Origin of the sequence: Microbacterium sp. NPDC088619 (assembly GCF_044752825.1) — a bacterium.
GTDB lineage: Bacteria > Actinomycetota > Actinomycetes > Actinomycetales > Microbacteriaceae > Microbacterium.
In genome coordinates this window covers 1,256,657-1,269,673 of the sequence record NZ_JBIVLZ010000001.1, presented here as the reverse complement: position 1 = coordinate 1,269,673, position 13,017 = coordinate 1,256,657, and the positions used below count along the sequence as shown (strand labels likewise).

The window sequence follows — 13,017 nt, the reverse complement described above, 5'->3', positions numbered from 1 at the left end:
CCACATCGTGGATGAATGCGATCCAGTTGCCCCTTCGTGCGACGGAGTGTCAGAATTCGGGCATAGGACGAAGGGGTGCCATGACCACGCTGGACGACACCGACCACGCCATCCTCGAACAGTTGCGGCTCGACGCACGTGCGTCGATGACGGCCATCGCCGAGGCGGTGCACATCTCGAGGGCGGGAGCGCATGCGCGCATCAAGCGCCTCACCGAGGCGGGGATCATCACCGGATACTCGGTGCGCACCGACCCCGTGCTGCTCGGCCACCATGCGAGTGCCTACGTCACCCTCGCGATCGAGCAGGCGACCTGGCAGGACGTCAGCGCTCGGCTGCGCGCCATCCCCGAGATCGAGCACATGGCGCTCGTCGGCGGTGACTTCGACGTCATCCTGCTGGTGCGCGCGAGCGATGCGCGCGACCTCCGCCGGATCGTGCTGGAGGACATCCAGGCGATCCCCTCGATCCGCTCCACGCGCACGACCCTCATCTTCGAGGACTTCACCCTGATCTGAGCACGTACGGAGGACATCCCTTCGCACTCGGACATCTGCGGCGCGCTCCTCGACAAGTGAGCGTCCCCGCGGCGTTCGACAATGAGACGACCGCCAGGTCCTTGGCACGCGTCCCGCTCGAAGGAGAGTCCCGATGTCCGAATCCGCCGCATCCGCAGCCGCCGCGCTGCTCGACCGCATCCAGGCGCCGGAGGGCGTCGGACGAGACATCCCGGATGCCGCCACACGCGACGTGATCGGGCGCGCGCCTGAGCATTCGGTCGCCGACCTCGACGACGCGATCGCGCGGGCGCGCGCAGCCCAACCGGGCTGGGAGGCCCTCGGGCACGCGAAGCGCAGCGAGCTGCTGATCGCCGCGGCGGATGCGATCGATGCGAACGCCGAACCCCTCGCGCATCTGCTCTCACGCGAGCAGGGCAAGCCGCTGAACGGTCCCAACGCGCGCTTCGAACTGGGTGCGTGTTCGGCCTGGCTCCGCACCAACGCGTCGATCCCGCTCGAGTCGCAGGTGCTCGTCGACGACGAGACCCTGCATGCCGAGCTGGTGTACAAGGCCGCCGGAGTGGTCGGGGCGATCGGTCCGTGGAACTGGCCGCTGATGATCACGATCTGGCAGATCGGTCCGTCGCTGCGCATGGGCAACACCGTCGTCGCCAAGCCCAGCGAATACACGCCCCTGAGCGTGCTGGCGATGCTGGCGGTGATGAACGACGTGCTGCCGGCCGACGTGCTCATCGGCGTCTCGGGCGACCGGGAGGTGGGCGCCCGCCTCGCCTCGCACCCCGACATCGACAAGATCATGTTCACCGGGTCGACCGCCACCGGGCGACGCATCATCGAGAGCTCGGCCGGCAACCTCGCCCGCCTCACCCTCGAGCTCGGAGGCAACGATGCAGGCATCGTGCTGCCGGGCACCGAGGTGTCGGCGATCGCCGAGGATCTCTTCTGGGGCGCGTTCATCAACACCGGCCAGACGTGCGCGGCGATGAAGCGCCTCTACGTGCACGACTCCGTCTACGACGAGGTCGTCGACGCGCTCGCCGCGATCGCGGCATCCGTGCCGATGGGCAACGGGCTCGATGAGGGCAACGTGCTGGGTCCGCTGCAGAATCGCGCCCAGTTCGACATCGTCTCGCGGCTGGTCGAGGAAGCGAAGGGACGCGGTGCCCGCGTCGTCACGGGTGGCGAGGCGGCCCCCGAGCTCGGCGAGCTGTTCTACCGGCCCACGATCGTCGCCGACATCGACAACGACGCCGCCCTCGTGCAGGAGGAGCAGTTCGGACCCGCGCTTCCGGTGATCAGGTACAGCGATGTCGACGAGGCATTCGCGTTCGCCAACTCGGTCGACGTCGGTCTCGGTGCGTCGGTGTGGTCGAGCGACCCCGAGGCCGCCCGCGAGGCCGCGACGCGCATGGAGTCGGGCACGGTGTGGATCAACTCGCACGGCGGGCTGCACCCGATGGTGCCGTTCGGCGGAGTGAAGAGCTCGGGTTACGGCCTGGAGTTCGGTGTCGAGGGCCTCAAGTCCGTCGCCGTGACGCAGGTCGTGTCTGGCCCCGGGCGCAAGGCGCAGGCATGAGATCCGCGATCGTCGTCGGGGCAGGAACCTCGGGCGCGATCGTCGCTCGACGGCTGGTGGATGCGGGTGTCGAGGTCACGCTGATCGAGGCAGGAGGGTACGACTCGAACCCGGCGATCCACGATCCGTCGAGGGCGGGGGAGCTCTGGCATTCCGCCGACGACTGGGATTTCTTCACCGTCCCGCAGGAGCACGCCGGCGGTCGTCGACTGCATCTTCCGCGTGGAAAGGTCACCGGAGGATCTCACGCGCTCAACGCGATGATCTGGGTGCGCGGCGCGGCCTCCGACTATGACGGGTGGGAGCGCGCCGGGGCGATCGGGTGGGGGTGGAGCACGGTGGAACCCGTCTTCGACGCGCTCGAGCACGATGTGCTGCCCGTCACCGACGACTACGAGCTCTCGCCGATCCAGGCCTCGATCATCGACGCGGCGGTCGAAGAGGGCCTGCCCCGCAATCCGGACTACAACGGCGGCACCCTCGACGGAGTCTCGCTGCAGCAGGTGACGATCCGTGACGGGCGACGGGTGAACACCTGGATGGCCTACGCGCAGCCGATCGCCGACAGGCTCACGATCCTCACCGATCGCGAGGTGCATTCGGTGATCGTCGAGGAGGGCCGTGCCGTCGGAGTCCGGCTCGGCGCCGGCACCGACGCCGAAGACATCTTCGCCGACGAGATCGTTCTCTCGGCCGGTGCGATCGGATCGCCCGTGATCCTCCTGCGCTCCGGCATCGGCCCCGCCGACGAGCTCACCGCCCTCGGCATCCCGGTCGTGCTCGATGCGCCGGGTGTCGGCAAGAACCTGCACGACCACCTGCTCTCCCCGGTCATCTTCACGACGGAGCGACCGGTGGGGCCGCCGCAGCCCGGTGTCTCCGTCACACAGTCGCATCTGTTCTGGCGCAGCCGTGGCGACCTCGCCGAGCCCGACACGCAGCCGATCCACTTCTCCGTGCCGATGTGGGGCGACCTCGAACCGCGCGGTGACGACGGATTCACACTCATGGCCGGCCTGGTGACGCCGCACAGTCGCGGAGCGCTCACCCTGTCTGGTCCGGACCTCGACGACCCGCCACTGATCGACCTCGCCGCACTCGAAGACGAGAGGGATGTCGCCTCGCTCGCAGCATCCGTCCGTCAGTGCCGCCGGATCGGCGCGCAGCCGGCGCTCGCCGACGAATGGGGCGCGACCGAGGTGTATCCGGGACCCGACGTGCTCGATGCGGGGGTCGAGGACTGGGTGCGCCGCACCGCCATCACGTATCACCACCAGGTCGGCACGTGCCGGATGGGGTCGGATGCCGAGGCGGTCGTCGACCCGCTCCTGCGGGTGCGCGGCCTCGAGGGGCTGAGCGTGATCGACGCATCGGTGATCCCCACCGTTCCGACGGGCAACACCAATGCGCCCGCCGCGATGATCGGCGAACTGGGCGCGAGGTTCCTGCTGGGGAGCTGACGCCTGTGCACGTTCGAAGCCCCCTCCTGCGAAGTGCGGGAGGGGGCTTCGGCGTCTCATCCGGCGTGCGAGCTCGAACCCGCACCTCGTCCCGCATGCGGGGTCAATAACGCATCTCGTGCCGCGTGCGGGGTCAATAACGCATCCGAATCGCTCCTGAGCGATGCGAATTTGACCCCGCACGGAAAATGCGCGCGCGGGAGCTGCCGCGATCGAGCTCAGCCCGCGGTGTAGACCTCGCGGCCCGCGAACCACGTCGAGCGCACGGGGGTGTGCACGATCTCGTCGGCAGGGCCGGCGATCGCATCCCGCTCGAGCACGACGAAGTCCGCGGACTTGCCGGGCGTCAGAGATCCGGTCTCCGAGCCGAGACCCATCGCAGTCGCGGCATTGATCGTGAAGACCTCCAGCGCCTCCTCGGCGGTGATCGCCTGCTCTGGCCAGAGGACGCCGGGTGCGCGTCCGAGCGGGTCAGCGCGCGTCACGAGCCCCTGCAGTCCCTCGAGGGTGTTCGGCGACTCGCTCACCGGCCAGTCCGAGCCGCCGGCGACGAGCGCACCGGCATCGAGCAGCGAGCGGTTGGGCTGAGAGTGCTCGGCCCGGTCGCCGAGCACCTCGGCCAAGGCCTGCGGGATCACGCCGGGGAACCAGATGAACGGCGAGATGTCGGCTGACACGTCGAGGGCTCGCAACCGGGGGATGTCGTCATCAGCGAGGAACTGACCGTGCGCGATCTGGATCGGCGTGGTGAAGCCCTCGGCGCGGATGTGCTCGGCGACGTCGAGCACCAGACGCGCCGACCCGTCGCCCGTGCAGTGCACCTTGGCACCGAGACCGCGCTCGGCGACCGACCGCAGCCACGTGTGCAGCTCGTCGAAGTCCATGGTCGTCTCGCCGTGGAAGTGGGCGCCGTGCACGGCATCCGCCACGTAGGGCTCGAGGAACGACGCTGTCCGGGCTGGGGGCACCCCGTCGAGGAAGATCTTGACGAAGTCCGGTCGATGGTGCGGGGTTCGGAACTGCTCGCCGAGATCGATGAGCGCGGCGCCGATCGGATCGAATCCGAAGATCTCATCGTTGATCAGCAACGACGAGACGACCCAGGCGTTGAGCTCCTCCGAGCGGTCGAGTGACGCGAGGGCGGCGAGGATGTCGGTCGACACCCCCGCATCCTGGAACGTCGTGATGCCGAAGGAGTTCAGGATCTCGACGCCGCGGCGCGATGCGGCGATGTGCTGCTCCTCGGTCAGTCCGCCGCTGCGGTCGTAGGCCTCCTGCACCGGGATGCCCGCCGCCTCGAACAGCACCCCGGTGGGCGTCCCGTCGTCGGGATCGAGCAGCGTGACACCGCCGGAGGGGATGTCGTCGGCGGTGATCCCTGCGAGCTGGAGCGCCCGCGTGCTGGCCCACCGGTTGTGCCTCGAGTCCTCGACGAGCACGACCGGTCGGCCGCCGGCCGCCTCGTCGAGACGTCGCCTGGTCGCGGTGTTCGCGAGGGTCGGCAGCAGCGTGGTCGACACCGGGCCGCCCACGATCCACGCGTCCGGCGGCAGCGTCTGCGCCTTGTCCCGCACGAGGTCGAGGACGTCGTCGAGAGCGAGCGACGGCGGCAGCGAGAGCTCGAACAGCTCGGTGCGACCGGCCATCGCGTGGTGATTGTGCACGTCGACGAAACCCGGGTACACCGCGGCGTCCCCGACGTCCAGCATCCGCGTGTCCGGCCCGCGGTGCGCCTGCATCTCGGTCCTGGTTCCGACATCGAGGATCCGCCCGTCTCGCACGGCGAACGCCTCGACGACGGGGCTCCGGCGATCCGCCGTGCGGATCATCGAGCCTGTGACGATCAGCTCGGCGGCCGCCATCTCAGACGGCCCCGAACAGGGCGGGCTCGAGCCCGTCGGCGTGATGCGTCGTCGAGAGCAGCCGGCCATGCGCGCCGAACGTGAAGTGGGTCGGCACCTCACCCGACTCGTCGAGTCCGAACAGCACGCCGTGCGAGCGGATCGCGTTGACATCGCGGTGGTCGGCGATCGTGACCGATGCGCAGGGGATCACCTTCTCTCGCCACGCGAAGACGTAGATGCCGGGACGCACCTCCCACACGCTGTTCTCGTCGGTGTCGGCGAGGCCCCGTTCGGGACCGGCGAGGCACTGCCACGAGTACCAGCGCTCCGAGAGGTAGACGTGCTCGTATGCATGCTCCTCGCTGTACACCCATTCGACGCGGCGGCCGATCAGCGTCGTCGTCGGGGCAGGCTCCGCCCCTGTCACGGTTGCGCCCTCGATGATGCTCGGCGCGAACACGTGCTGCACGCGGGTGCGTCCTTGCTCCGGCGCAGGCAGGATCACCGAGATGACGGCGAGGGCGCGCCCGTGGCGCAGATCGACGACCAGCGACACCGCCTCGTTCGGCAGGTAGTTGTGATGGAACTGCACGAAGTACAGGTCGTCGTCGACCTCGAAGGCCTCGTAGTCGTCGGTGTCGGATGCCGGCGCCGTGGAGTCCTCGGAGCCCGGGCGGTAGTCCCACGTGACCGTGGTGTCGGCGAAGCGGTGCGAGATGCGGGTTCCGCGCGCGTTCACGACCGTGATCTCGTGGCCGCTCAGCGCTGTCGAGTGCGGGGCCTTGTTCGCATCGAATCCGGGGGCAAGGCCCTCGAGCGGAAGCCACGTGGATGTGTCGGCGGGGTTCAGAGTCGTCATGTCTCTCCTTGAAACGGGGGGTGGGGTCAGGGGGTCAGCGATCGCTGAAGCGCTCGAGATCGGAGGCGAGGCCCTCGTAGACGGCAGGTCTGGAGCGCTTGAGATAGGCGCCGTAGACGATGCCGCCGATGAGGGCCACCACGAGCAGCAGCGGCATGAGGCGGATGGCGAGCTCTTCGGATCCGGCGACGATGTTGAAGTTCACGATCGCGAGCACCGAGATCGCGGCGATGCCGAGGAATCCGATCCCCGGAGCGATGAACGTGCTCCACCACCGCGGGTCGCCGGCACGTCGGAAGTACACGACGATCGAGATCGCAGCGAGTCCCTGCAGGATCAGCACGCTCAGGGTGCCGAAGCCGAGCATGGCCGGCACCAGGGTGAGGATGGGGTCGGCGCCGGCGATCGCGAAGATGATCGCCACGATCGCCGCGAACGAGGCCTGCACGATCCCGGCGAGCTGCGGGGCGCCGTTGCGACGGGTGCGGGCCAGAGCATGCGGCAGGATGCGCGAGCGCCCGAGGGAGTAGAGGTAGCGCGTCGCCGAGTTGTGGAACGCGAGCATCGCCGCGAACAGGCTGACCAGCAGCAGGATCATCATCACCGTGGTCAGCGGACCGCCGAGGTACTGCTGCGACAGCATGAAGATCAGGTCGCCCGTCGGCAGGTGCTCGAGAGCCGTGGCCTGTGCCTGCGCGACGCCGGTCGCGCTCACCACGGCCCAGGTGGTGACGCCGAGGATCACGCCGATCGCGATGATCGAGGTGTAGGTCGCCCGCGGGATGGTGCGCAGCGGTTGCTTCGCCTCTTCGCTGAACAGGGCGGTCGCCTCGAAACCGAGGAACCCCGTAGCCGCCAGGAGCAGGCCGATCGGCAGGGACCCCGAGAACACGGCTTCGGGGCTGAACGCGGCCACGTCGTATCCGGTCTGCACGAGCACCGAGACGTCGAAGACCACGAGCATCAGCACCTCGAGCACGAGGCAGACGCCGAGGATCTTGGAGCTGAAGTCGACGCCGACCCTCGCCAGCACGAAGCAGACGACGATCGACAGCAGACCCCAGATCAGCCAGTGCACGTCGAGGCCCGTGAGGTCGCGGATGATGTTCTGCATGAAGAAGCCGCTGGTGCCGATCGTCCCGACCACGAAGAAGTTGTAGCCGAGCGTGGCGATGAGGCCCGCAACGAGACCGCCCGTGCGACCAAGGCCCTTCACGACGAAGGCATAGAAGCCGCCCGCATTCACGAGCTGCTTCGACATCTGCGCATACCCCACGGCGAACAGCAGCAGGATCGCGGCGACCAGGAAGAACGCCATCGGCGTGCCGCCGCCGTTTCCGAGCGCGATCGCCAGGGAGGCGACGACCACGATGCCGGTCAGCGGTGCGACGGCGGCGAGCACGAGGAAGACGATCCCGGCGACGCCCAGCGCGCCGGGTCGAAGAGAGGTGTGGTCCTGCTGCGTCGTGGACGCAGATATCGGGTCTGCCACGTCGGCTCCTTTGCTGGGTGACGGCCGTGTCGAAACGGCATCGAGGATGAGGGGGATCGTCGATAGAGCGAGTCTGCTCGCGCCGTGGGCCCGGCGGTTGACCCTGAGCGAAGGACGATGGTGCCAGCGCGCACAGCCGCCGTGGCCGAGTTCCAGGGCTGCGATCGGCAGAGCAGGATGACCGTGATGACACCGCCGTCCTCGAAGAGCGCCGCCCGGCGCCGCCGCGGAGTCTCGGGGAGATCATGGACCTGCAGCTGAGCGGCACGACCGCGCTGATCACCGGAGCGGCGAGCGGCATCGGGCGGGCGACGGCGCTCGCGCTCGCCGCGGAAGGGGTGCGCGTGGCGCTGCTCGATCGCGATGGTGACGCGCTCGCTGAGACTGCACGCGGATGCCGTGACGCCGTGGTGCGTGTGGCGGATGTCACCGATGAAGTGCAGGTGGCGGATGCGGTCTCGACCTCCGTCGCGGAGCTCGGCCGGCTGGATGCGGTCGTCTGTTGTGCCGGAGTCTCGGGCCCGGTCGGGTCAGCCATCGACGAGATCACGCTGCTGGAGTGGAACACGGTGTTCGCCGTCAACGTCACGGGCCCGTTCCTCGTGCTCGCGCAGGCGCTTCCCGCGCTGCGTGCATCGGCTGCGGCATCCGTCGTGCTGCTCGCGAGTGACTCGGCTCTCGTCGCCTCCGCCGGCATGGTGCCGTATTGCGCGTCGAAAGCCGCGCTCGTGCAGTTCGGTCGCGCGCTGTCGGTCGACCTTGCCCTCGACGGCATCCGAGTGAACACGGTGGCGCCATCGATCGTCGACACTCCGATGAGTCGCGGCGACCTCGGTGCCGAGGCCTTCGTCGATCCGTCGTTCGCGGTGCAGTCGCCGGCGGACGTCGCCTCTCACGTGCTGTATCTCGTCTCGCCACGCAGCCGAGCGATCAACGGCACGACGATCGTCAGCGACTTCGGGTATTCGGCCCGTTCAGGATTCCCCGCCTGATGGCCTCGGGGGTGCCACACAGCGCGCGAGCGCACGGACAGCGCGCGAGCGCTGGGAGAACAGGAGCAGACATGGGAATCACAGTGGGATCTACGGTCTCTGGTCGCATCGTCGTCATCACCGGCGGCGGAACCGGCATCGGAGCGGCGATCGCCGAGCGGTATGCCGCAGAGGGAGCGCACGTGGTGGTGGTCGGGCGGCGACCGGAGCCGTTGCGCGTCGTGGCGGATGCGGTGGGCGCTCACCCGATCATCGCGGATGCCGCCGACACGGCATCCGCCCAGGCCGCGGTGGCCGAAGTGCTCGCGACGTTCGGTCGGCTCGACGTGCTGGTCGCGAACGCCGGTGGGCACGGCTTCTCGCCCGTCGCCGACACCGACGACGACAGCTGGGATGCGGCGATCCGCGCCAACCTCACCACGGCGTTCGTCATGGCGCGAGAGGCGCTGCCGTCGCTGATCGAGGCGAAGGGACAGATCGTGATCGTGTCGTCGCTCGCCGGTCTCTTCGCGGGGCCGTCGGTGGCCGGATACACGGTCGGAAAGCACGCGCTCATCGGCCTGACGCGGACTCTGGCCCGCGACTACGGGCGACAGGGTGTGCGGGTCAACGCCGTGTGCCCAGGGTGGGTGCAGACACCGATGGCGGACGACGAGATGGACGAGTTCGCCACACAGGCCGGGCTGGGCTCTCGGGAAGAGGCGTATGCGACCGTCACTGCGGATGTGCCCCTGCGGCGCCCGGCTCGGCCGGCGGAGATCGCGTCGGTCGTGCGGTTCCTCGGCTCGGGGGAGTCGTCGTATGTCACCGGCGCTGTGATCGTGGCGGACGGCGGATCGCACGTCGTGGATGTGCCGACGATCGCGTTCGATCATGCGGGGATGTAGGGGGCGCGTGTGCTCGGTCCCGGCATCTGCGCTCTCGTTCCCGGTCCGGTCGTTTCCGCTCTGATGTCTCTGCGTTCCCCTTCTCGCGTATCTCGTCTCACGTTTCTCGTTTCTCGTTTCTCGTTTCTCGTAACTCGTCTCTCGTCTCTCGTCTCTCGTCTCTCCCTTGTCGGTCGCGCTTCGTGTGGTGTCCCACCGCATCTCGGGGTGCGATCTGGGTCGCACCCGCTGTGTCATTCCGGGAGATCGGAATACGCATCTGATCTGGGCTAATTCAGCGTGGTTTCGGGACTCGAATGTCGGTGGTCCCGGGTTGACTCGGGGGTATGAACAGCACTGCGGAGCTCCTGGATCGGGTCATCGCCGACCTTGACGCGGTGCTGTCCGACGACGCGCTCGCCGGGTTGTCGGATGCGGATCGGATCGCGGTGCTGCAAGGCGCGGGGGCGACGTTCCGCCGCGTGGAGGCCGTGATCGTGGAGACCATCGCGACGGGCGACGCGGCCGACTTTCCGCACTCGGCGGGCTGCCGTGGTCTGAACGAGCTGCTGCAGCGAACGGTGTCGGTGGATGTGCGGGGAGCGGCCAGGGTCGACAAGGTCGTCGATCTGGTGCGGCGGCCGGTGAGTCTGGCGGGGGAGAGGATGCCGGCCCGGTGGTCTGAGATGCGGCTGGCGCTGCTCGACGGGGTGGTCGGGGTCGCCGGGTTTCTGGCAGCGACGGGACCGATCGAGAAGGTGTGGGATCGGCTCACGGTCGATCAGCGGTTGGCGGCGGATGTCGCGTTGGCGGGGTGTGCGCGCGGGCACGGCCTCGTGGTCGACGCTGACGATGACGGCATCGAGGCTGATGAGTCGGGTTCGGCGCCGACTGCGCAGGACTTGAAAGCGCTCGCGGAGGACCTCGCGTCGATGTTCGACCCCGATGGGGAGGAACCGAAGGATGAGGACTCCCGTCGTCGCCGGGGCATCACGATCGGTCGTCTCACGGACGGCGTGCATGCGATCCGTGGGTATCTGACACCGGATGCTGCTGCCCAGTTGCAGCTCATCCTGGACGCGATCCTCAACCCCAAGGGCGACGGCCCGCCCATGCCCGGAGTGCACTTCGCCCCGAGCGAGGGCGCCGATGCGGATGCGGATGCGGATGCGGACGCTGCCGCGGAGGCCGATGCTGCCGCGGAGGCCGATGCTGCCGCGGAGGCCGACGCTGCCGCGGAGGCCGATGCTGCCGCGGACGATGCCGACCCGTTCAACTCCGACCCGCGGTGCGTGCTCGATGACCGCACTGCGTCGCAGAAGCGCCACGACGCCCTCGCGATGGTCTTCGCCATCGCTGCCCGGCACGAGGGCATGCCCACTCTCGGTGGTTCCGCACCGGTCCTGGTCGTCAACGTCGACGCGAAGCACCTCGCCGCCCACGCTTCTCACGGGGCCGGTGTGACCTTCCGGAACGCTGCGACCGGGACGAGCGGCGCCCACCGTGATGGCGGGTGGGCAACGATCCCCGGATCCGGTGCCCACGTCCCCGTCTCCGTGGCGGCCCAGGTCGCCTGCGCCGGGACCATCCAAAGGGTGTTGTTCGATGAGGGCAGGATCATCGGGATCGCGACCACCGACCGGGTCTTCACTGTGCACCAACGCCGGGCGATCATCGCCCGCGACAAAGAGTGCCTCATCCCCGGGTGCCATGTTCCGGCATCATGGTGCGAGATCCACCACGTCACCGAACATGCCAGGGGTGGTCCGACTCATACGGATAACGGTGTGCCGTTGTGCTGGTGGCACCACAGATCCCTCGGAACCTCGGGGTGGGAGATCCGGATGGACGACGGCGTCCCGCGGGTGCGAGGACCGAGATGGTGGGATGCCGAACAGCGATGGCGCATACCGAGGCTCAGCGCGGCCGGACTGAAACGCCCCGCGCGGCTCGCCCGGACCGGATGACGTGGGTGAGCGTCATCGACGCGACGCCGTCACCGCATCACCGGTGCGACGGTCACCGCGTCACCGGTCACCGCGTCACCGACCACCGCGTCACCGATCAGCGAATCAGCGAATCGTGAGCTCGAATCCGCCGACGGTCGGCACCACGGCGACCTGGGTGAGGTCGTCGACGTGGAAGGTCGGCTCGTGCGACGTCGCGTGCGAGCCCACCCCGATCACCCGCATCCCCGCAGCGTGAGCAGCCTGGATGCCGGCGCCGGAGTCCTCGAACACGACGCAGTCGGCCGGGTCGACACCGAGCAGCTTCGCTCCCAGAAGGAAGCCTTCGGGATCCGGCTTCGACGCCGACACGTTCTCTGCGGTCACGGTCAGTGAGGGCACCGTGAGCCCGGCCTGTCCCATGCGCGCATTCATCAGCGTGAGATCAGCCGAGGTGACGATCGCGTGCGGGTAGGGGAGCAGCGCGGCGAGCAGGGCATCTGCGCCCTCGATCGCGACGACGCCGTCGACGTCCTCGCTCTCGTTCGCCAGCATCACGGCGTTCTCGCGGATGTTGATCTTGTGATCCCGCTCGGGAAGCATGATCGCCATGCTCTGATGCCCCTGGCGACCGTGCACGACGCTCAACACGGTTTCGGGAGCAATGCCGTGGGGCTCGGCCCACGCCAACCACAGGCGCTCCACGACGGCGGTCGAGTCGACGAGAGTGCCGTCCATATCGAGCAGGACGGCGCGGGCGCTGATGGTCTCGGTCATCCCCTCAGGCTACTGTGCAGCATCTGAGGACTCAGACGGACGAGTGGTTACGGTGGTCGCATGACCTACGCGCAACACGGCGATGAGCTGCTCCTGAGATATCGCTACCCGGATGGTCGACTCCAGGCAGCGCTGCCGTTGCGAGTCGTCCAGGACGACGCGAGCGTCACCGTCGGGTGGCTTCCGAACGGCACGGACATCATGTACTGGGCGCTGGCCGACGGCAGCGATCCCCGTCAAATTCCACTGGCAGCGCGATTCCGGCAGCGCCTCGGTACCGCGCCACGTGTCTGGCAGGGACCCGGGGTCTTGAGAGTGATGCCAAAGAACGCGGCGTTCCAAGTTCTGCATTTCTGGGACGAACACCAGCAGTTCGCCGGCTGGTACGTGAACCTGGAGAGGGAACGACACCAGACCGGCAGATTCCTCGACACGGTCGACCAGCACCTCGATCTCGTCATCACCCCCGACCGCACCGGCGCATGGAAAGACGAGGACGAGGCCCAGGCGGCCGTCGAGGCACGACAGCTGCCGCCCGCCGATCTGGCTTCTGCTCGCGTCGTCGGCGAGGGCATCATGCGCGACATCGAGGGTCTGCTGACTCGCATCGGCGACTGGAGAGGCTGGACCCCGCCCGACGGATTCGACCGACCGCTGACCCTGCCCTCGGACTGGAACGCCTGA

At 68.5% G+C, this 13,017-nt stretch carries 11 protein-coding genes; 7 read left to right on the top strand and 4 right to left on the bottom strand.

Features of this window, described 5'->3' with window-relative positions; genetic code table 11:
* Positions 1-80 precede the first annotated feature (80 nt).
* From ACIP5T_RS06425 to ACIP5T_RS06415, 3 genes are all read left to right on the top strand, one after another.
* Positions 81-518: an Lrp/AsnC family transcriptional regulator gene (locus tag ACIP5T_RS06425; RefSeq protein ID WP_400861621.1), complete on the top strand. Its 438-nt coding sequence runs from the start codon at positions 81-83 to the stop codon at positions 516-518.
* A 133-nt stretch (positions 519-651) separates the two neighbouring features.
* Positions 652-2,097 carry an aldehyde dehydrogenase family protein gene (locus ACIP5T_RS06420; RefSeq protein ID WP_400861619.1) on the top strand — a complete coding sequence of 482 codons (1,446 nt, stop codon included), beginning with the start codon at positions 652-654 and terminating at the stop codon, positions 2,095-2,097.
* Positions 2,094-3,557: a GMC family oxidoreductase gene (locus ACIP5T_RS06415; RefSeq protein ID WP_400861618.1), complete on the top strand. Its 1,464-nt coding sequence runs from the start codon at positions 2,094-2,096 to the stop codon at positions 3,555-3,557. The genes ACIP5T_RS06420 and ACIP5T_RS06415 overlap by 4 nt, the downstream gene beginning before the upstream one ends.
* A gap of 218 nt (positions 3,558-3,775) precedes the next feature.
* On the opposite strand, the gene ACIP5T_RS06410 is transcribed toward ACIP5T_RS06415, so the two are convergent.
* Genes ACIP5T_RS06410 through ACIP5T_RS06400 form a run of 3 tightly spaced genes read right to left on the bottom strand, consistent with a single transcriptional unit; the run spans position 3,776 to position 7,752 of the window.
* Positions 3,776-5,419 (bottom strand): amidohydrolase, encoded by a 1,644-nt coding sequence (locus tag ACIP5T_RS06410; protein WP_400861617.1) that lies wholly within the window; start codon positions 5,417-5,419, stop codon positions 3,776-3,778.
* Position 5,420: 1 nt separating this feature from the next.
* On the bottom strand, positions 5,421-6,260 hold the full coding sequence (locus ACIP5T_RS06405; protein ID WP_400861615.1) for a molybdenum cofactor biosynthesis F family protein: 840 nt from the start codon (positions 6,258-6,260) through the stop codon (positions 5,421-5,423).
* Positions 6,261-6,294: 34 nt separating this feature from the next.
* Positions 6,295-7,752: an APC family permease gene (locus ACIP5T_RS06400; protein WP_400861614.1), complete on the bottom strand. Its 1,458-nt coding sequence runs from the start codon at positions 7,750-7,752 to the stop codon at positions 6,295-6,297.
* A gap of 245 nt (positions 7,753-7,997) precedes the next feature.
* On the opposite strand from ACIP5T_RS06400, the gene ACIP5T_RS06395 reads away from it, so the two are divergent.
* The 3 genes from ACIP5T_RS06395 (at position 7,998) to ACIP5T_RS06385 (ending at position 11,577) form a co-directional block, all read left to right on the top strand.
* Entirely contained in the window at positions 7,998-8,744 is a 747-nt protein-coding gene (locus ACIP5T_RS06395) for an SDR family NAD(P)-dependent oxidoreductase (RefSeq protein WP_400861613.1), read from the top strand.
* 71 nt (positions 8,745-8,815) lie between these two features.
* A complete protein-coding gene (locus ACIP5T_RS06390) occupies positions 8,816-9,631 on the top strand; it encodes an SDR family NAD(P)-dependent oxidoreductase (protein ID WP_400861611.1) in 816 nt (271 codons plus the stop codon).
* Positions 9,632-9,957: 326 nt separating this feature from the next.
* Entirely contained in the window at positions 9,958-11,577 is a 1,620-nt protein-coding gene (locus tag ACIP5T_RS06385; protein WP_400861609.1) for a DUF222 domain-containing protein, read from the top strand.
* 105 nt (positions 11,578-11,682) lie between these two features.
* Here ACIP5T_RS06385 and ACIP5T_RS06380 read toward each other — a convergent pair whose 3' ends face one another.
* Positions 11,683-12,333: an HAD-IA family hydrolase gene (locus ACIP5T_RS06380; RefSeq protein ID WP_400861608.1), complete on the bottom strand. Its 651-nt coding sequence runs from the start codon at positions 12,331-12,333 to the stop codon at positions 11,683-11,685.
* 60 nt (positions 12,334-12,393) lie between these two features.
* Between ACIP5T_RS06380 and ACIP5T_RS06375 the strand changes: the two genes are divergently transcribed.
* A complete protein-coding gene (locus tag ACIP5T_RS06375; protein ID WP_400861606.1) occupies positions 12,394-13,017 on the top strand; it encodes a DUF402 domain-containing protein in 624 nt (207 codons plus the stop codon).

Excerpts from the sequence above, each read along its gene's own strand:
- ACIP5T_RS06425 (WP_400861621.1), top strand. The coding sequence starts at position 81 with ATGACCACGCTGGACGACACCGACCACGCCATCCTCGAACAGTTGCGG.
- ACIP5T_RS06420 (WP_400861619.1), top strand. The coding sequence starts at position 652 with ATGTCCGAATCCGCCGCATCCGCAGCCGCCGCGCTGCTCGACCGCATC.
- ACIP5T_RS06415 (WP_400861618.1), top strand. The coding sequence starts at position 2,094 with ATGAGATCCGCGATCGTCGTCGGGGCAGGAACCTCGGGCGCGATCGTC.
- ACIP5T_RS06410 (WP_400861617.1), bottom strand. The coding sequence starts at position 5,419 with ATGGCGGCCGCCGAGCTGATCGTCACAGGCTCGATGATCCGCACGGCG.
- ACIP5T_RS06405 (WP_400861615.1), bottom strand. The coding sequence starts at position 6,260 with ATGACGACTCTGAACCCCGCCGACACATCCACGTGGCTTCCGCTCGAG.
- ACIP5T_RS06395 (WP_400861613.1), top strand. The coding sequence starts at position 7,998 with ATGGACCTGCAGCTGAGCGGCACGACCGCGCTGATCACCGGAGCGGCG.
- ACIP5T_RS06390 (WP_400861611.1), top strand. The coding sequence starts at position 8,816 with ATGGGAATCACAGTGGGATCTACGGTCTCTGGTCGCATCGTCGTCATC.
- ACIP5T_RS06385 (WP_400861609.1), top strand. The coding sequence starts at position 9,958 with ATGAACAGCACTGCGGAGCTCCTGGATCGGGTCATCGCCGACCTTGAC.
- ACIP5T_RS06380 (WP_400861608.1), bottom strand. The coding sequence starts at position 12,333 with ATGACCGAGACCATCAGCGCCCGCGCCGTCCTGCTCGATATGGACGGC.
- ACIP5T_RS06375 (WP_400861606.1), top strand. The coding sequence starts at position 12,394 with ATGACCTACGCGCAACACGGCGATGAGCTGCTCCTGAGATATCGCTAC.